Here is a 16,260-nt window from a genome sequence, read left to right as displayed (position 1 = left end):
ATTGTTGCCGGGTGGCGGCTACGCCTTACCCGCCCTACAAAAGCAGGGTCCGTAGGCCCGGTAAGCGAAGCGCCACCGGGCTTTTTTGTGTCTACAATACCGCTTTTTATTCCCTGAAGTTATAGCCAATCTTTTTTTATTCTTTAATCATTGGTTTCCTTTCTGGCACGCTGCATTCATCAAACACAACATTAAGAGAGTGGGACGATGAACAAGTGGGGCGTGGGGTTAACTTTATTGCTGGCATCGACCAGCGTTCTGGCAAAGGATATCCAGTTACTGAACGTGTCTTACGATCCGACACGTGAACTGTACGAACAGTACAACAAAGCGTTTGCCGCACACTGGAAACAGGAAACCGGCGATAACGTGGTGATCCGTCAGTCGCACGGCGGCTCCGGCAAGCAGGCGACCTCGGTGATTAACGGTATTGAAGCCGATGTCGTGACTCTGGCGCTGGCGTACGACGTGGACGCGATTGCGGAACGCGGTCGTATCGATAAAAACTGGATCAAACGTCTGCCAGACAACTCTGCGCCATACACCTCCACCATCGTTTTCCTGGTGCGTAAAGGCAACCCGAAACAGATCCACGACTGGAACGACCTGATTAAGCCGGGCGTTTCCGTGATTACCCCGAACCCGAAAAGCTCCGGCGGCGCGCGCTGGAACTATCTTGCAGCCTGGGGCTACGCCCTGCACCACAACAATGGCGATCAGGCCAAAGCCCAGGACTTCGTGAAATCGCTGTTTAAAAACGTTGAAGTGCTGGACTCCGGCGCGCGTGGCGCAACCAACACCTTTGTTGAACGCGGCATTGGCGATGTGCTGATTGCATGGGAAAACGAAGCGCTGCTGGCGACCAACGAGCTGGGTAAAGACAAGTTTGAAATCGTGACCCCAAGCGAATCGATTCTGGCTGAGCCGACCGTCTCTGTGGTCGACAAAGTGGCGGATAAGAAAGGCACCCAGGCCGTGGCGGAAGCCTATCTGAAGTACCTTTACACCCCGGAAGGTCAGGAGATCGCCGCGAAGAATTTCTATCGTCCACGTGATGAAGCGGTGGCGAAGAAGTATGGGAACGAATTCCCGAAACTGAAGCTGTTCACTATCGATGAAGAGTTTGGCGGCTGGACCAAAGCGCAGAAAGATCACTTCTCGAATGGCGGCACCTTCGATCAGATCAGCAAACGTTAATCACCCATAGCGTTTAAAAAGCCCGGCAGAATCATACTGCCGGGCTTTTTTGTTTGTCATCAAAGTGCGTTACTCTTTTGGTTCAACCGGATACAGGGAACGCGTTGTGAAAAAAATAATTGTGCTGGCACTGATCCTCATCGCGCTTGCCGCGGGGGGCTGGTTCTGGATGAAGTCGGGTAACCCAAACGCATTACGGCATATCGTTCTCGACCAGTGTGTACCCAATCAGATGCAAAACCGTAACCCGGCGCCCTGTGTCCTGGTGAAGAGGGATGCGGGATATGTGGTATTCAAAGACCGCAACGGCCCCCTGCAATATCTTCTGATGCCAACGTACCGCATCAACGGCACCGAAAGCCCGCTTCTGACTGAGGCCTATACGCCGAACTTCTTCTGGCTGGCGTGGCAGTCGCGCAACTTTATGAGCATGAAGCGGGGTGCCAAAGTGCCTGACAGCGCCATTTCCCTGACCATTAACTCCCCAACGGGCCGTACGCAAAATCATTTTCATATCCATATCTCGTGCCTGCGGCCGGACGTGCGCGAGAAGCTCAATACTCATCAGGGGCAAATCAGCACCCAATGGCTGCCGTTTCCCGGTGGGCTGGAAGGGCACGAATATCTGGCGCGTCGGGTAACGGAAGCGGAGCTGGTGAAACGCAGCCCGTTTATGATGCTGGCAGAAGAGCTGCCGGAAGCGCGCGACCATATGGGACGCTTTGCGCTGGCGATGGCGCAGCAGGCGGACGGCTCTTTTGTCCTGCTGGCGACCGAGCGTAATCTGCTGACGTTCAACCTGGCCTCCGCTGAGGAATTGCAGGATCATCAATGTCATATCCTGAATTGACCCCACCATAAATAGCGTTTACTCCCGCTGCCTGCCGCCGTAGACTTGCTGAAAAATTCTACAGGAGACAGGCATGTCGCTCTGGATCACTCACCCGCTGTTTCTGCCCTCGCTGATTATCGTCGTCACCATCATCCTGTGGGCGACCTCGCTGCTGCCGGAATTCCTCACCGCGCTGCTGTTCTTTACCGCAGCGATGATCGCCAAAATTGCGCCGCCGGAGGTGATATTCGGCGGGTTTGCCTCGTCGGCATTCTGGCTGGTGTTCAGCGGGTTTGTGCTGGGCGTGGCGATCCGTAAAACCGGGCTGGCGGACAGAGCCGCGCGGGCGTTGTCGTCCAGGCTGACCGACTCCTGGCCGCTGATGGTGGCCAGCGTCGTGCTGCTTACCTATGCGCTGGCGTTTGTGATGCCCTCCAACATGGGGCGCATCGCGCTGCTGATGCCGATTGTGGCGGCGATGGCGAAGCGGGCGGGCATTGCCGATGGCTCCCGGGCGTGGTTTGGTCTGGCGCTGGCGGTGGGATTTGGCACTTTCCAGCTGTCGGCCACTATCCTCCCGGCTAACGTACCTAATCTGGTAATGAGCGGGGCGGCGGAAGGGTCGTATGGTATGCATCTCAACTATGTTCCGTACCTGCTGCTGCACACTCCGGTGCTGGGCATTCTCAAGGGCCTGATTCTGATCGGCCTGATCTGCTGGCTGTTTCCCGGCGCCCCCAAACCGGCAAAAGATCTGTCTCCGCCGGAGCCCATGGGCCGTGACGAAAAGCGCCTCGCCTGGCTGCTGGCGGTAGTGCTGGTGATGTGGGTGACGGAGAGCTGGCACGGTATCGGCCCGGCATGGACCGGGCTTGCGGCATCGCTGGTGGTGATGCTGCCGCGGATCGGTTTTATCACCGGCGAGGAGTTCTCGGCCGGGGTGAACATGCGCACCTGTATTTACGTGGCGGGCATTCTCGGGCTGGCGATCACCGTGACGCAGACCGGGATCGGCAGTGCCGTGGGCGAGGCGCTGATGCGGGTGATGCCGCTGGATGCCGACGCGCCCTTCACCAGTTTCCTGGCGTTAACCGGCATCACTACCGCGCTGAATTTTATCATGACCGCCAACGGTGTTCCGGCGCTGTATACCACTCTGGCGCAAAGCTTCTCGGACGCCACTGGCTTCCCGTTATTGTCGGTGATTATGATTCAGGTGCTGGGATACTCCACGCCGCTGCTGCCGTATCAGGCGTCGCCGATAGTGGTGGCGATGGGGCTGGGAAGAGTGCCTGCGCGGGCGGGGATGCTGCTCTGCCTGGCGCTGGCGGTGGCAACCTATCTGGTGCTGCTGCCGCTGGATTATCTGTGGTTTAGTATCCTGGGACGGCTGTAAAAAAGCCCGGTGGCGCTGGCGCTTACCGGGCCTGGAGAACCGTAGGGCGGGTTAGCGAAGCGCCACCCGCCGCAAAGGTTTTTTACGCCTGTTTAGCCGCTTCTGCTGCTTTAACGATCACCGCGAAAGCGTCTGCTTTCAGGGATGCGCCGCCAACCAGCGCGCCGTCGATGTCCGGCTGGGTGAACAGCTCTGCTGCGTTCGCTGCGTTTACGGAACCGCCGTACTGGATGATTACTTGCTCAGCCACTTTCGCGTCTGCTTTAGCAATATGGTCACGGATGAATTTGTGAACCGCCTGAGCCTGAGCTGGGGTTGCAGATTTGCCGGTACCGATCGCCCATACTGGCTCGTAAGCAATGACCGCGCCTTCGAACGCGCTCGCGCCCTGAGTGGTCAGCACTGCGTCGATCTGGCGTGCGCACACTTCTTCAGTTTTGCCCGCTTCGTTTTCAGCTTCGGTTTCACCGATGCACAGAACCGGGATCAGACCCTGCTCTTTCAGTACCGCGAATTTTTTAGCGATGAATTCGTCGGACTCTTTGTGGTAGGTACGACGCTCAGAGTGGCCGATGATAATGTATTTTGCGCCGATATCTTTCAGCATTTCAGCGGAGGTTTCACCGGTGAACGCGCCAGACAGGTTAACGTCAACGTTCTGCGCACCCAGAACGATGTGGCTGCCGTCAGCGGCGTGTTTAGCCATATCCAGGTACATGTCCGGCGGAGCGATCGCAACAGCACAGCCAGTCACGCCAGCCAGCTCTTTACGCAGGTTAGCTACCAGCTCGTTTACCATGTGGCGGCTGCCGTTCAGTTTCCAGTTACCCATCACTAAAGGATGTCGCATTTCAATTCTCCACGCTCAAGAGCGAATTAAGGAATATGGCCACCCGGCTGGGCAGCATGGTCTGTGAATCAGTATAGAGATTTTCCCTCGAAAGGCTTTGCTTTTTGTCATTAATTCGCCCCGCCGAGGGTCTCAGATAACGCCAGCTTAATCGGTTCAACAGCGAAGGTCAGCCCCTTTTCGCCGTTATCTGCCACCACATAGCGAACCGCGCCTTCCGTTTCGGCGTAATAACGTTTGTTTTTACCGGCAGCCAGCAGCTTTTGCAGCTTTTGCTGGCTTTGTGATTTGGTTAACGCCGGGGTGAACGCCCGTAAAATGGCGCTCATATACTCCAGCGCTTTGGCTTTGGCGGCCTTTTGCTCAGGCCCCTGAATCGGCAACCAGGTAATCTGCATACTCTTAATTTTGAGCGTTCCACGCTCCAGCGCCGTTGAGGCGTACAGATTCTCGTTAATCTTGCTGGCGGCACGGGTCAGGTTGGGGGTATCGCGGGCACCATCGATGGCGCGAAACTCATTCAGCGACAGGCCAGGGTTAGCGCTGTTGAAGGCCTCGCGGAACAGGCTAATGGATTGATCAAACGACGGCGCGCCCGGCATCACGTAGGGGGCCGTGGCAGGTGCGGAGGTCTCGGCAGCGCGCAGAGAAACGCTCGCGCACGACAGTGTTAAACCCAGCCAAATAAGGTGAAACCACATCTTCATCAATAAAGTCTCTGAATGTTACTGTCACGATTAAAACGATATCTGGCTGGCTTGTCAAAAGGATGCGACTCCAGGGTAAACTACGCTCCGCAATGATTTTAAGGAACCTGACATGACCATACAGCAGTGGTTGTTTTCATTCAAAGGGCGTATTGGACGCCGTGATTTCTGGATCTGGATTGGCGTATGGATTGTCGCCATGCTGGGTCTGTTTATTTTTGCGAATAACGCGTGGCTGAATACCCAGACGGCGGCATTCGCGCTGGTTTCGCTGCTGTGGCCGACCGCGGCGGTGTTAGTGAAACGTCTGCACGATCGTGGCCGCTCGGGGCTGTGGTCGCTGCTGGTGGTGCTGGCGTGGATGCTGCTGGCAGGCAACTGGTCGATGCTGCCCTCCATGCTGCCGTGGGCGGTTGGCAGGCTGATCCCTACCATTATTTTTGTGATGATTATTGTCGACCTGGGCGCGTTCGTGGGCACCCAGGGCGAGAATAAATACGGTAAAGATACGATCGACGTAAAGTACCGCTAATTACCAGTAGTGTTCTGCAGTCATATGGCCCGGACGGCGGCGTAAATGTTTGGTCATCTGCCGGGTCTCTTTCAGCAGCTGTTGCGTGTCGCGCACCATCTGCGGGTTGCCGCACAGCATGACATGGCTGCTCTCGGCCGTCATCGGCAGGCCAACCGCAGCTTCCAGTTCACCGCTTTCAATCAGGGCCGGCACGCGGCCGGTCAGTGATCCCACCACCGTTTCACGGCTCACCACCGTCTGAATTTTCACTTTCCCTTCATAGCGTTGCTGCAACTCCAGCATCTGCGGCAGGTAGCTCAGGTCTGCGGCATAGCGTGCGGCATGCACCAGCACGATATTTTTAAAACGCTCCAGGTCTTTCCCGTATTGCAGGATCGAAAGGTACGGGCCGATGGCGGTACCGGTCGCCAGCATCCACAGGGTGTCGCAGTCCGGCACTTCATCCAGCACGAAGAAGCCTGCGGCTTCACTGACTATCTGGATCTCGTCGCCGGGTTTGAGGGCCGCCAGGCGCGGGCTGAGTTTGCCATCGGGAACGGTGACAAGATAGAACTCGAGATCCGGGTTATCCGGCGGGTTGACATAGGAGTAGGCGCGCTGCACGCGTTCACCGTCGATTTCCAGCCCCAGCTTGGCGAATTGTCCGGCCGTGAAGGGATGGATGGGCGCATTGACGGTAAGACTAAATAGCGCATCGGTCCAGAACTCTACCTTTTTGACTTTACCTGTTACCCAGTCTGCCATGATGTTCTCCTGTACTGATCTCGGGTTCTATCTTCCTTACCTGAGAGAGAGATTTCCAGCCCGTGCAGGCCGGAAAGCTCAATTGATCAAACGGTTTTACAGAATGTGAGTCTGCACGTCGGGATCTTTGCGGTCGAGATAGTGAATCGACTGGATGCGGCGAATGGTGCGTGATTTACCGCGGATCAGCAGCGTTTCGGTGGTCGCCATATTGCCTTTGCGGGTGATGCCGTCCAGCAGATCGCCTTTGGTGATACCGGTGGCCGAGAAGACGACGTTATCGTTGCGCGCCATATCATCCAGACGCAGCACGGTATTGGCCTCGATGCCCATCGCGGCGCAGCGGGCCAGCTCCTGCTCACCGATACGGCGGTTCTCTTCGCTGTCGCCTTTCACTTCATGGCGGGCCAGCAGACGACCCTGCATGTCACCGTCGAGGGCGCGGATCACTGCGGCAGAAACCACCCCTTCCGGCGCGCCGCCGATGCCGTACAGCACGTCCACTTCGCTGTCCGGCATGCAGGTAAGGATGGAGGCTGCCACGTCGCCATCGGGAATAGCAAAGACGCGCACGCCCAGCTGCTGCATATGGGCGATAGTGACATCATGACGCGGTTTGGCCAGGATGGTGACCGTCAGTTCGCTCAGCGGTTTATTGAGCGCGGCGGCGATGTTACGCAGGTTGTCCGCCAGCGGCAGGTTGAGGTCGATAACCCCTTTGGCGCCCGGCCCGACAATCAGCTTCTCCATATACATATCAGGCGCGTTGAGGAAGGTGCCTTTGTCGCCCACGGCCAGTACGGCCAGGGCGTTAGCCTGACCCATGGCGGTCATGCGGGTGCCTTCAATCGGGTCGACGGCGATATCCACCGCGTCTCCCTTGCCGGTCCCGACTTTTTCACCGATAAACAGCATTGGCGCTTCGTCGATTTCGCCTTCGCCAATCACGATGGTGCCGTCGATATTGACCTGGTTAAGCATAATGCGCATGGCATGGACGGCTGCACCGTCGGCGATATTTTTGTCACCACGGCCAAGCCACTTGTAGCCCGCCAGAGCGGCGGCTTCGGTCACGCGGGAAAATTCGATAGCAAGTTCACGTTTCATTGGGTACTCGTGCGGTCAAAAGGAATTGCACGAAGTTTATCACAGAGTGGGGTGGGGTGCGGGCTGAGGACCCCTCTCCCCAAAGGGAGAGGGAATGTGAAGTGGATTACGACTCGTCGTGATCTTCCCACGCCAGCGCGCGTTTCACGGCTTTCTTCCAGCCGCTGTAGCGGAAGTTACGCTCGGTGGTTTCGATGCCCGGGCGGAATTCGCGTTCGATGACCGCTTTCTCCTGCAGCTCGTCCAGGTTCTGCCAGAAGCCGACCGCCAGACCGGCAAGGTAAGCCGCCCCCAGCGCCGTCACTTCACGCACTTCCGGACGCTCCACGCGGGTGCCCAGAATGTCGGACTGGAACTGCATCAGGAAATTGTTAGCCACCGCGCCGCCGTCCACGCGCAGGGCGTGGAGACGAATGCCGGAGTCGGCCTGCATCGCTTCCAGCACGTCGCGGGTCTGATAGGCAATTGACTCCAGCGTGGCGCGAATGATGTGGTTCGAGTTCACCCCACGCGTCAGGCCGAAAATCGCCCCGCGAGCATAGGGATCCCAGTACGGCGCGCCCAGCCCGGTAAAGGCCGGTACGACGTACACCCCGTTGGTGTCTTTCACTTTAGTAGCGAAATACTCCGAGTCGAAAGCGTCGCTGATAAGCTTCATCTCATCGCGCAGCCACTGGATAGAGGCTCCGGCCATAAACACCGCGCCTTCGAGGGCGTAGTTCACCTCTCCGCGAGGGCCGCAGGCGATAGTGGTCAGCAGGCCATGCTCTGATTTCACCGCCTTCTCGCCGGTGTTCATCAGCATGAAGCAGCCGGTGCCGTAGGTGTTTTTCGCCATCCCTTCTTTCACGCACAGCTGGCCAAACAGCGCCGCCTGCTGGTCCCCGGCAATCCCGGCAATCGGAATACGGGTGCCGCCTTTACCGCCGATGTTGGTCTGGCCGTACACTTCAGAGGACTTACGCACCTGCGGTAGCATGGCACGCGGGATATCCAGCGCGTCCAGCATTTTGTCATCCCAGTCCAGATCGTGGATGTTGAACAGCATGGTGCGCGAGGCGTTGGTGTAGTCGGTAACGTGGACGCGTCCCTGAGTCATCTTCCAGATAAGCCAGGTATCCACCGTGCCGAACAGCAGTTCACCACGTTTGGCACGCTCGCGAGAGCCTTCCACATGGTCGAGGATCCACTTCACCTTGGTGCCGGAGAAATACGGGTCCACCACCAGGCCGGTGGCGCTGCGCACGTACTCTTCCATACCGTCACGCTTGAGCTTCTCGCAGATATCCGCGGTACGGCGGCACTGCCAGACGATGGCGTTATAAATCGGTTTACCGGTTTCGCGTTCCCAGACGATGGCCGTTTCACGCTGGTTGGTGATGCCAATGGCCGCAATCTCGTCGGAACTGATATCGGCTTTCGCCAGTACTTCAACCAGCGTCGAGCTTTGCGAGGCCCAGATTTCCATCGGGTCGTGTTCAACCCAGCCTGGCTTAGGATAGATTTGCTCGAATTCGCGCTGTGACACGCTGACAATGTTCGCGTCATGATCCATAACGACAGCGCGGGAGCTGGTCGTGCCCTGGTCGAGCGCAACGATATATTTTTTGTCGGTCATTTTATGAGTCCCGTAGTCAGATTACAGCGAAGCTTTTGATTCAGTCGGGGAGAGGCTTTTTTTCTCCTCAACCACACAGGTGTCGCACGGCAGATGGCGTCCAATCAGCTTACGATAGCCGAATGCGCCCAGCGATGCCCCAACGATCGGGCCGAACAGGGGCACCAGGAAGTAGGGAATATCTTTCGCACCGGTAAAGGCCACGTTGCCCCAGCCCGCGAAGAAGGCAAAGGTCTTCGGCCCCAGGTCACGTGCCGGGTTCATGGCGAAGCCGGTCAGTGGTCCCATCGATGCGCCGATGACCGCAATCAGTAAACCAATCAGCAGCGGTGCCAGCGGGCCGCGTGGAATGCCGTTGCCGTCATCACCCAGCGCCATGATGACGCCCATCAAGATAGCGGTGATCACCATCTCCACCGCGAAGGCCTGCACAAAGTTAATATGCGGGTTCGGATAGGTTGAGAAGATGCCGGCCAGCTCGAGGCTCTCGGTACTGCCACGCACCATCTGGTGTGTCTGTTCGAAGTCGATAAACAGATTGTAATAGAGCCCGTAAACTAACGCCGCTGCACAAAAGGCACCGGCAAACTGCGCCACAATAAAGGGCACAACCTTGCGTTTATCGAAGCAGGCAAACAGCCACAGCGCGATGGTAACCGCAGGGTTAAGATGGGCACCTGAAACACCCGCCGTCAGGTAGATGGCCATCGCCACGCCTAGACCCCAGATCACGCTGATTTCCCACTGCCCAAAGCTGGCGCCCGCTACTTTCAGCGCCGCCACGCATCCTACGCCAAAGAAAATCAACAACCCAGTACCCAGGAACTCTGCGATGCACTGGCCTTTCAAGGTTGATGTTTCACTCATAATCGGATCCTGACAGAAAATTAATGGTTATTGTCATCGCGGCGATCGTTACTCTTGCCACGATGTCCTGTAGACACAGTGTTAATTTATCGTTAACGAGCAAAAACGAGAAATATCGAACTTAAAATGTGTGTGCCGCGTCAACAAAATGAGCGATAACGCGCCATTAAGTGTGCGTTAGCGTTTATACGCGGAGGTGGGCTGAAGCATTCCATTAACTAAAGTGTTAACAATTTAGGGGTATATGATGCGAACGCACCAGGAGGAGGCTGAAAAGTGTTGCAAACCGCAATCTGCGCGGTCTGCCGCTGGACAGGGAGGGCGGGGCTCCATACAATCGACACCAGGTGTTGTGCGCGTTTACGTCAAAGCGTCGCCTTGCAAATTCAGGAGAGGTAGGATTATGTCTTTAGAAGTGTTTGAGAAACTGGAATCCAAAGTACAGCAGGCGATTGATACCATCACCCTGCTGCAGATGGAAATCGAAGAGCTGAAAGAAAAAAACAACGCGCTGTCGCAGGAAATTCAGACTGCTCAGCAAGGTCGTGAAGAGCTGGAGCGTGAAAACCACCATCTGCGCGAACAGCAGACCGGCTGGCAGGATCGTCTGCATGCTCTGCTAGGACGTATGGAAGAAGTGTGATTTTCTTTCGACATAAAAAAGCATCCTGAGGATGCTTTTTTTGTTTCTGCAAAAGGCAGAGTAGAATTTGTAGGCCGGGTAAGGCGAAGCCGCCACCCGGCTTTTTGTTACTCAATATCCAGCGGATCTTCCGACAGGATAATACCGGTATTATCGGCATACAGATGGTCGCCGGAGAAGAACGTTACCCCGCCGAAATTGACGCGGACGTCGCTTTCGCCAATGCCTTCACCTGCGGCACCCACCGGAATAGCGGCGATCGCCTGAATGCCGATGTCCAGCTCTTCAAGGTCGTCCACCTGGCGCACTGCGCCATACACCACCATGCCTTCCCACTCGTTTTGCGTGGCGAGACGGGCAAGTTCTGCATCGATTAATGCGCGACGCACGGAGCCGCCGCCGTCAATCAGCAGAATGCGACCACGGCCGTTCTGTTCGAGCAGATCGTACAGCAACCCGTTGTCCTCAAAACATTTCACCGTGATGATCTGTCCGCCAAAAGATGACCGTCCTCCAAAGTTGGAAAACAGCGGTTCTACGACGTTGATATCTTCCTGGTAGATGTCACAAAGCTCAGAGGTATCGTATTTCATAGGCTTAAGGTTCAGTTGCTGCGAGTGATTTCAGTATATCGCGCGAAACGCATTGTTGGCAAAATCATCAATTGTTAATTGATATTTGTCAGCTAGTTCAGCGTCTGGCTGAGCACAATTCCCACCACGAACAACAGGTTAGTAAGCAGTGCCCCTTTTACCGTGCGTTCCAGCATTGGCGGCATGGCCGAGGCGCTCTGTTCGCGGATCACGTACCGCGCCTGTTTGACCAGCAGCGGCGTGGCGAGCACAAACAGCCAGCCCCACAGGCTGTGCAGGGAAAGCAGGTTAAACAACGCCAGACAGAGCAGGGCGCCCATCAGCAGGCAGGCATGGTAGCGGCGCGCATTTACCGGCCCAAGACGGACCGCCAGGGTGTTTTTCCCGTTCAGTCGATCGCTGTCGATATCGCGCAGGTTGTTAATGTTGAGCACCGCCGTCGCCAGCATGCCGCAGGCGGTGGCTGGCAGGAACAGGGCCGGGATCAGGGTATGTGCCTGCAGATACCAACTGCCCATCACGCTCAGCCAGCCGAAGAACACCAGCACCGAAATGTCGCCCAGCCCGATGTATCCGTAAGGGCGGGTGCCGACGGTATAGGTTATCGCCGCAACAATCGCCAGCAGGCCGAGCACGAGGAAGCCAACCGCATCCGCAGGGGTTTTACAGGCCACCAGCACCAGCGCAATCCCGGAGAGACAAATCAGCGCCACGGTGATAATCAGCGCCCGCTTCATCTGCTCCTGAGTGATCACCCCTTTCTGCATCCCGCGCAAAGGCCCGATACGGTCGGGTTTATCGCTGCCCTTAACGGCATCGCCATAGTCGTTGGCGAGGTTAGAGAGGATTTGCAGGAGCCCGGCGGTGATCAGCGCCAGCGCAGCCACCAGAGGGTCGAAATGTCCCTGCCACCACGCCAGGGCTGTGCCCACCACAATGGCGGCGAAAGCGAGAGGAAGGGTTTTAGGACGCAGGCTTTCCAGCCAGGCACGCGTACGGCTGATTTTAGTCATAGGATGTTTAGCCAATAAAAATGGGGCTTTTCAGCCCCATCATCAGTGATGAAAATGCAATGACCGCGATTATAAGATAAAACGGCTCAGATCTTCATCTGCTACTAAAGCATCAAGATGCTTACTCACATAGTCGGCATCAATGGTAATGCTTTGACCATTCAGGTCGCTTGCATCATAGGAGATGTCTTCCATCAGGCGCTCCAGCACGGTGTGCAGACGACGTGCGCCGATGTTTTCGGTGGTTTCGTTAACCTGCCACGCCGCCTGGGCGATACGCTTGATACCGTCTTCGGTGAACTCAATGTTCACGCCTTCGGTCGCCATCAGCGCTTTGTACTGTACGGTCACAGAGGCGTTCGGCTCGGTCAGGATGCGCTCGAAGTCTTCGGTGGTCAGCGCCTGCAATTCAACGCGGATCGGCAGACGACCCTGCAGCTCCGGGATCAGGTCAGACGGCTTGGCTACCTGGAATGCGCCAGAGGCGATAAACAGAATGTGGTCGGTTTTCACCATGCCGTGCTTGGTGGAGACGGTGCAGCCTTCAACCAGCGGCAGCAGGTCGCGCTGTACGCCTTCACGGGAGACGTCCGGACCGTTGGACTCACCGCGCTTACAGATTTTATCGATCTCATCGATAAATACGATGCCGTGCTGCTCTACGGCGTCGATGGCGTCCTGCTTCAGCTCTTCCGGGTTCACCAGTTTTGCGGCTTCTTCTTCAATCAGCAGCTTCATCGCATCTTTGATTTTCAGCTTACGCGGCTTCTGCTTCTGCCCGCCCAGGTTCTGGAACATGGACTGCAGCTGGCTGGTCATCTCTTCCATGCCCGGAGGGGACATGATTTCCACGCCCATCGGCGCGGCGGCGAGATCGATCTCAATCTCTTTGTCATCCAGCTGGCCTTCGCGCAGTTTTTTGCGGAATGCCTGGCGTGCAGCAGACGGCTCAGCAGGTTGCTCTGCCTGGCCCCAGTTGTTTTTCGCCGGTGGGATCAGGACGTCCAGCACGCGCTCTTCCGCCATCTCTTCGGCGCGATAGCGGTTTTTCTCGATGGACTGTACGCGTACCATTTTGATTGCGGAATCGGTCAGATCGCGGATGATAGAGTCCACTTCTTTCCCGACATAGCCCACTTCGGTGAACTTCGTCGCTTCAACTTTGATAAAAGGCGCGTTTGCCAGTTTGGCCAGGCGACGGGCGATCTCGGTTTTACCGACACCGGTTGGGCCGATCATCAGAATGTTTTTTGGCGTTACTTCATGGCGCAGCACTTCATCCAGCTGCATACGACGCCAGCGGTTACGCAGGGCGATCGCCACGGAACGCTTGGCGTTATCCTGGCCAATGATGTGTTTGTTCAGTTCGCTGACAATTTCGCGTGGAGTCATTTCAGACATGAGAAATCCTTACGCCTTAGACGGCAATTCTTCGATGGTGTGGAAGTGGTTGGTGTAGATGCAGATATCACCTGCAATATCCAACGCCTTCACAGCGATATCGCGCGCGCCCAGGTCGGAGTTTTCCAACAGCGCGCGAGCGGCGGCCTGGGCGTACGGGCCGCCGGAACCGATAGCAATCAGATCGTTTTCTGGCTGGACCACGTCACCGTTACCGGTGATGATCAGCGAGGCATTTTCATCGGCTACCGCCAACAGCGCTTCGAGTTTGCGCAGCATGCGGTCGGTACGCCAGTCCTTCGCCAGCTCAACGGCGGCTTTCACCAGATGGCCCTGATGCATTTCCAGTTTGCGTTCAAACAGTTCAAACAGCGTGAAGGCATCCGCCGTGCCGCCTGCAAAACCTGCGATCACTTTGTCGTTGTAGAGACGACGCACTTTCTTCACGTTGCCTTTCATGACGGTATTACCCAGCGTGGCCTGGCCATCACCGGCAATCACCACCTGGCCGTTACGGCGTACACTTACTATTGTTGTCACGAGCAGACCCCCTGGTTACAGAATCGGGAAACAGAAGCCCTGAGCCTGTGCTCAGGGCTGAATAGAATGATAGATGGGGGGGATTTTGGGGGTTTCAACCCCCGGAAGCGAGTCGAATGCAGTTTGTGTGACCTGCCATCTTCAGACGAGAGATGGTGCCATCGGCATTGTCTTTACCTTTGACCGGGCCAATCACCACGCGATTCCAGCCGTTGTTGGTGGTGATGCGTGAATCAAAGCCTTCAAAAGCCAGCTGCGCACGCACGGTTTCTGCCTGCTCTGCGCCTTTAAAGGAGCCGCACTGCACCATCCAGCGGCGTTCGTCTTTCTTCGCAGCCGTCTGCTTTGGCGCCTCGGTCTCTTTGGTGATCGGCGCGGCCTGCTGCGCTTTCGGTGCCTGGGCGGTGGTATGCGCCGGAGTCTGCAGCAGATCCTGATACGGCTGATTTTGCTTAGCCGGCTGCGCTTTAGGCTGCTGAACCGGCTGCGTCTGCGCGGTACGCGGTTGCTGATACGGCTGTTCCGTTACCCGCGGCTGCGCTTTCGGCTGCTGTACCGTCTGGCTCTGCGCCCACTGCTGTTGTTGCTGTTGCTGCTGAATTTGTTGCTGCGCCTGACGTTGACGCTGGAGCGTTTGCTGGCGCTGCGCCGCCGTCTGCTCATTCCACGGCACTTCGTTGAGCTGGGTAGGCTGCTGGCGCATATCGGCCTGCATCTGAGCCAGCAGCTGACGCTGTTCGTTGGTTAACTGGGTAGGATCCACCACCTCGCCACCGGCAGAAGGTTCTGTCGGCGCGCGGACGCCCGGCTGGCGGCTCTCAAGCTCTTTGATATAGCGCCAGCGCTCTTCCGGCTTCGGTGGTAAGCCATTGCCGACAACTTTATTGCCCTGCAGCGCTTCCGCTTCTTCTTTTTTATGGTGCGTAATGAACCAGAGGCCGCCGATGAATGCCACCAGTACCGCCGCTGCAATCGCGACCATGGCAGGCGAGACCGCAGGCAGGCTGCGTTGCGGGCTCCGTGAGCTACTCTTTTTGCGTCGCGAAGGTGCCGGCTGGCCGCGACGTACATAATCTCGTTGTGCCACTATCGTTTCGCTGTATTTATTCGTTTGTCAGCCCGCCATGTTACTTAAGCGGCGGGCCTTTGACCAGTCGAGGAAGTCTGAAAGGCGGCGGCTTTACGTTAGCGGCTGGGTTGAGCCGCGAACGATCAATTCGCAGTCCAGTAAACGGGAGCCGCTGCTGACCGTCTGGCCGTTGAGTTGATCCAATAACAGCAGCATCGCTTGCCGGCCAATCTCATAGCGAGGCTGCGCCACGGTTGTGAGCGGCGGATCGCAAAACTCAGACAGGGAAATGTTATCGAAGCCAATGATGGAGAGGTCTTTCGGCACATTCAGACCGTGCCGCTTCGCATACGAGAGTGCGCCGAGCGCCATCACGTCGCTGTGACAGAACACCGCGGTCGGCGGCTGTGGCAGCGACAGCAGTTTTTCCAGCGCCAGCCCGCCTGCGGCATAGGTAAAGTCGCCCCGGGCAATATAGTGTGGATCCACCGTCGCCCCGGTGCGGCGCAGCGCCTGAACGTAGCCCTGCAGGCGATAATGACACAGCGGCATCTCTTCCGGCCCGGCGATGCAGCCGATGCGTTTATGGCCCAGCTCCTGCAGATAGTTCACGGCGTTGAACGCAGCGGTGAGGTTATCAATGTGAACGGTAGGCAGTTCCAGCTCGGGGGCGAACTCGTTGGCCATCACCATCGGCGGCAGGTTGCGCTGCTCTTCAATGCTGGCATCGAAGGGCAGGCGTGAACCGAGCAGCAGCATGCCGTCGATCTGCTTGGTAATGATCAGGTCGATGAAGGTTTTTTCCTGCTGGTTCTGGTGGGCGCAGTCGCCAATCAGCACCAGGTAACCCTGGGCCGCAGCGGTCACTTCAATGCCGCGGATGATTTCGCTGAAAAAGGGATCGCAGATGTCGGGCACAATGACCAGGATGGTGCGGGATTCGTTACGTTTGACGTTACGTCCCATCGTCTGCGGCAGATAACCCACCTCCAGCGCAGCCTGCTCAACACGATTGCGTGTGGTCTGAGAGACTTTATCGGGATTCATTAAGGCTCGGGATACCGTTGCCGTTGAGACTTTTGCTTTCAGGGCAACATCTTTCATGGTCGCTGAGGCGACCTCTTTCCTGGACTTCAACCTCTTCTCCT

17 protein-coding genes are annotated in these 16,260 nt (G+C 56.9%); 5 read left to right on the top strand and 12 right to left on the bottom strand.

The genetic code is table 11. From position 1 onward, the window contains the following. Nucleotides 1-207: 207 nt before the first annotated feature. From GNG27_RS22890 to GNG27_RS22880, 3 genes are all read left to right on the top strand, one after another. On the top strand, nucleotides 208-1,197 hold the full coding sequence (locus GNG27_RS22890; RefSeq protein WP_156264927.1) for a sulfate ABC transporter substrate-binding protein: 990 nt from the start codon (nucleotides 208-210) through the stop codon (nucleotides 1,195-1,197). Between the two features lie 106 nt (nucleotides 1,198-1,303). Beyond that, the gene (locus GNG27_RS22885) at nucleotides 1,304-2,047 is read left to right on the top strand and encodes a CDP-diacylglycerol diphosphatase (protein ID WP_156264926.1); all 744 of its coding nucleotides are present in this window, start codon (nucleotides 1,304-1,306) and stop codon (nucleotides 2,045-2,047) included. 73 nt (nucleotides 2,048-2,120) lie between these two features. After that, nucleotides 2,121-3,425 carry an SLC13 family permease gene (locus tag GNG27_RS22880; protein ID WP_156264924.1) on the top strand — a complete coding sequence of 435 codons (1,305 nt, stop codon included), beginning with the start codon at nucleotides 2,121-2,123 and terminating at the stop codon, nucleotides 3,423-3,425. An 82-nt stretch (nucleotides 3,426-3,507) separates the two neighbouring features. On the opposite strand, the gene tpiA is transcribed toward GNG27_RS22880, so the two are convergent. Both tpiA and GNG27_RS22870 read right to left on the bottom strand, forming a co-directional pair. Next, the gene (gene tpiA, locus GNG27_RS22875) at nucleotides 3,508-4,275 is read right to left on the bottom strand and encodes a triose-phosphate isomerase (RefSeq protein WP_106995778.1); all 768 of its coding nucleotides are present in this window, start codon (nucleotides 4,273-4,275) and stop codon (nucleotides 3,508-3,510) included. Between the two features lie 110 nt (nucleotides 4,276-4,385). Further along, a complete protein-coding gene (locus GNG27_RS22870) occupies nucleotides 4,386-4,982 on the bottom strand; it encodes a DUF1454 family protein (RefSeq protein WP_156264922.1) in 597 nt (198 codons plus the stop codon). Between the two features lie 112 nt (nucleotides 4,983-5,094). On the opposite strand from GNG27_RS22870, the gene GNG27_RS22865 reads away from it, so the two are divergent. Then, the gene (locus tag GNG27_RS22865; protein WP_142487572.1) at nucleotides 5,095-5,514 is read left to right on the top strand and encodes a DUF805 domain-containing protein; all 420 of its coding nucleotides are present in this window, start codon (nucleotides 5,095-5,097) and stop codon (nucleotides 5,512-5,514) included. On the opposite strand, the gene fpr is transcribed toward GNG27_RS22865, so the two are convergent. The 4 genes from fpr to GNG27_RS22845 all read right to left on the bottom strand — a co-directional run bounded on the left by fpr (nucleotide 5,515) and on the right by GNG27_RS22845 (nucleotide 9,853). Further along, entirely contained in the window at nucleotides 5,515-6,261 is a 747-nt protein-coding gene (fpr, locus tag GNG27_RS22860; RefSeq protein ID WP_156264920.1) for a ferredoxin--NADP(+) reductase, read from the bottom strand. Nucleotides 6,262-6,357: 96 nt separating this feature from the next. Next, on the bottom strand, nucleotides 6,358-7,368 hold the full coding sequence (gene glpX / locus GNG27_RS22855) for a class II fructose-bisphosphatase (RefSeq protein WP_142487570.1): 1,011 nt from the start codon (nucleotides 7,366-7,368) through the stop codon (nucleotides 6,358-6,360). A gap of 106 nt (nucleotides 7,369-7,474) precedes the next feature. Further along, the gene (gene glpK, locus GNG27_RS22850) at nucleotides 7,475-8,986 is read right to left on the bottom strand and encodes a glycerol kinase GlpK (RefSeq protein WP_142487569.1); all 1,512 of its coding nucleotides are present in this window, start codon (nucleotides 8,984-8,986) and stop codon (nucleotides 7,475-7,477) included. 21 nt (nucleotides 8,987-9,007) lie between these two features. Beyond that, the gene (locus GNG27_RS22845; RefSeq protein WP_142487568.1) at nucleotides 9,008-9,853 is read right to left on the bottom strand and encodes an MIP/aquaporin family protein; all 846 of its coding nucleotides are present in this window, start codon (nucleotides 9,851-9,853) and stop codon (nucleotides 9,008-9,010) included. Nucleotides 9,854-10,256: 403 nt separating this feature from the next. Between GNG27_RS22845 and zapB the strand changes: the two genes are divergently transcribed. After that, nucleotides 10,257-10,496 carry a septal ring assembly protein ZapB gene (gene zapB / locus GNG27_RS22840; protein ID WP_142487567.1) on the top strand — a complete coding sequence of 80 codons (240 nt, stop codon included), beginning with the start codon at nucleotides 10,257-10,259 and terminating at the stop codon, nucleotides 10,494-10,496. A 107-nt stretch (nucleotides 10,497-10,603) separates the two neighbouring features. Here zapB and rraA read toward each other — a convergent pair whose 3' ends face one another. The 6 genes from rraA to cytR form a co-directional block, all read right to left on the bottom strand. Then, complete coding sequence (gene rraA, locus GNG27_RS22835; protein ID WP_142487566.1) at nucleotides 10,604-11,089, bottom strand: ribonuclease E activity regulator RraA; 486 nt, start codon at nucleotides 11,087-11,089, stop codon at nucleotides 10,604-10,606. 92 nt (nucleotides 11,090-11,181) lie between these two features. Continuing rightward, nucleotides 11,182-12,102, bottom strand: coding sequence for a 1,4-dihydroxy-2-naphthoate polyprenyltransferase (gene menA, locus GNG27_RS22830; protein WP_142487565.1), 921 nt, complete (start codon nucleotides 12,100-12,102; stop codon nucleotides 11,182-11,184). Between the two features lie 69 nt (nucleotides 12,103-12,171). Further along, nucleotides 12,172-13,503 (bottom strand): HslU--HslV peptidase ATPase subunit, encoded by a 1,332-nt coding sequence (gene hslU / locus GNG27_RS22825; protein WP_142487564.1) that lies wholly within the window; start codon nucleotides 13,501-13,503, stop codon nucleotides 12,172-12,174. A gap of 9 nt (nucleotides 13,504-13,512) precedes the next feature. Further along, nucleotides 13,513-14,043: an ATP-dependent protease subunit HslV gene (gene hslV / locus GNG27_RS22820; protein WP_032615282.1), complete on the bottom strand. Its 531-nt coding sequence runs from the start codon at nucleotides 14,041-14,043 to the stop codon at nucleotides 13,513-13,515. A gap of 94 nt (nucleotides 14,044-14,137) precedes the next feature. Then, nucleotides 14,138-15,130 carry a cell division protein FtsN gene (gene ftsN / locus GNG27_RS22815; RefSeq protein ID WP_156264918.1) on the bottom strand — a complete coding sequence of 331 codons (993 nt, stop codon included), beginning with the start codon at nucleotides 15,128-15,130 and terminating at the stop codon, nucleotides 14,138-14,140. 93 nt (nucleotides 15,131-15,223) lie between these two features. After that, on the bottom strand, nucleotides 15,224-16,249 hold the full coding sequence (cytR, locus tag GNG27_RS22810; protein WP_156264916.1) for a DNA-binding transcriptional regulator CytR: 1,026 nt from the start codon (nucleotides 16,247-16,249) through the stop codon (nucleotides 15,224-15,226). Between the last annotated feature and the right edge of the window lie 11 nt (nucleotides 16,250-16,260).

The organism is Leclercia sp. 119287 (genome assembly GCF_009734485.1).
Classification (GTDB): domain Bacteria; phylum Pseudomonadota; class Gammaproteobacteria; order Enterobacterales; family Enterobacteriaceae; genus Enterobacter; species Enterobacter adecarboxylatus_C.
The sequence above is the reverse complement of the archived record's forward strand: the minus strand, read 5'-3'. Positions and strand labels throughout refer to the sequence as shown.

What these genes read in the sequence shown, in the direction of transcription:
- GNG27_RS22890 (WP_156264927.1), top strand. Translation starts at nt 208, where the DNA reads ATGAACAAGTGGGGCGTGGGGTTAACTTTATTGCTGGCATCGACCAGC.
- GNG27_RS22880 (WP_156264924.1), top strand. Translation starts at nt 2,121, where the DNA reads ATGTCGCTCTGGATCACTCACCCGCTGTTTCTGCCCTCGCTGATTATC.
- tpiA (WP_106995778.1), bottom strand. Translation starts at nt 4,275, where the DNA reads ATGCGACATCCTTTAGTGATGGGTAACTGGAAACTGAACGGCAGCCGC.
- GNG27_RS22870 (WP_156264922.1), bottom strand. Translation starts at nt 4,982, where the DNA reads ATGAAGATGTGGTTTCACCTTATTTGGCTGGGTTTAACACTGTCGTGC.
- GNG27_RS22865 (WP_142487572.1), top strand. Translation starts at nt 5,095, where the DNA reads ATGACCATACAGCAGTGGTTGTTTTCATTCAAAGGGCGTATTGGACGC.
- fpr (WP_156264920.1), bottom strand. Translation starts at nt 6,261, where the DNA reads ATGGCAGACTGGGTAACAGGTAAAGTCAAAAAGGTAGAGTTCTGGACC.
- glpX (WP_142487570.1), bottom strand. Translation starts at nt 7,368, where the DNA reads ATGAAACGTGAACTTGCTATCGAATTTTCCCGCGTGACCGAAGCCGCC.
- glpK (WP_142487569.1), bottom strand. Translation starts at nt 8,986, where the DNA reads ATGACCGACAAAAAATATATCGTTGCGCTCGACCAGGGCACGACCAGC.
- GNG27_RS22845 (WP_142487568.1), bottom strand. Translation starts at nt 9,853, where the DNA reads ATGAGTGAAACATCAACCTTGAAAGGCCAGTGCATCGCAGAGTTCCTG.
- zapB (WP_142487567.1), top strand. Translation starts at nt 10,257, where the DNA reads ATGTCTTTAGAAGTGTTTGAGAAACTGGAATCCAAAGTACAGCAGGCG.
- rraA (WP_142487566.1), bottom strand. Translation starts at nt 11,089, where the DNA reads ATGAAATACGATACCTCTGAGCTTTGTGACATCTACCAGGAAGATATC.
- menA (WP_142487565.1), bottom strand. Translation starts at nt 12,102, where the DNA reads ATGACTAAAATCAGCCGTACGCGTGCCTGGCTGGAAAGCCTGCGTCCT.
- hslU (WP_142487564.1), bottom strand. Translation starts at nt 13,503, where the DNA reads ATGTCTGAAATGACTCCACGCGAAATTGTCAGCGAACTGAACAAACAC.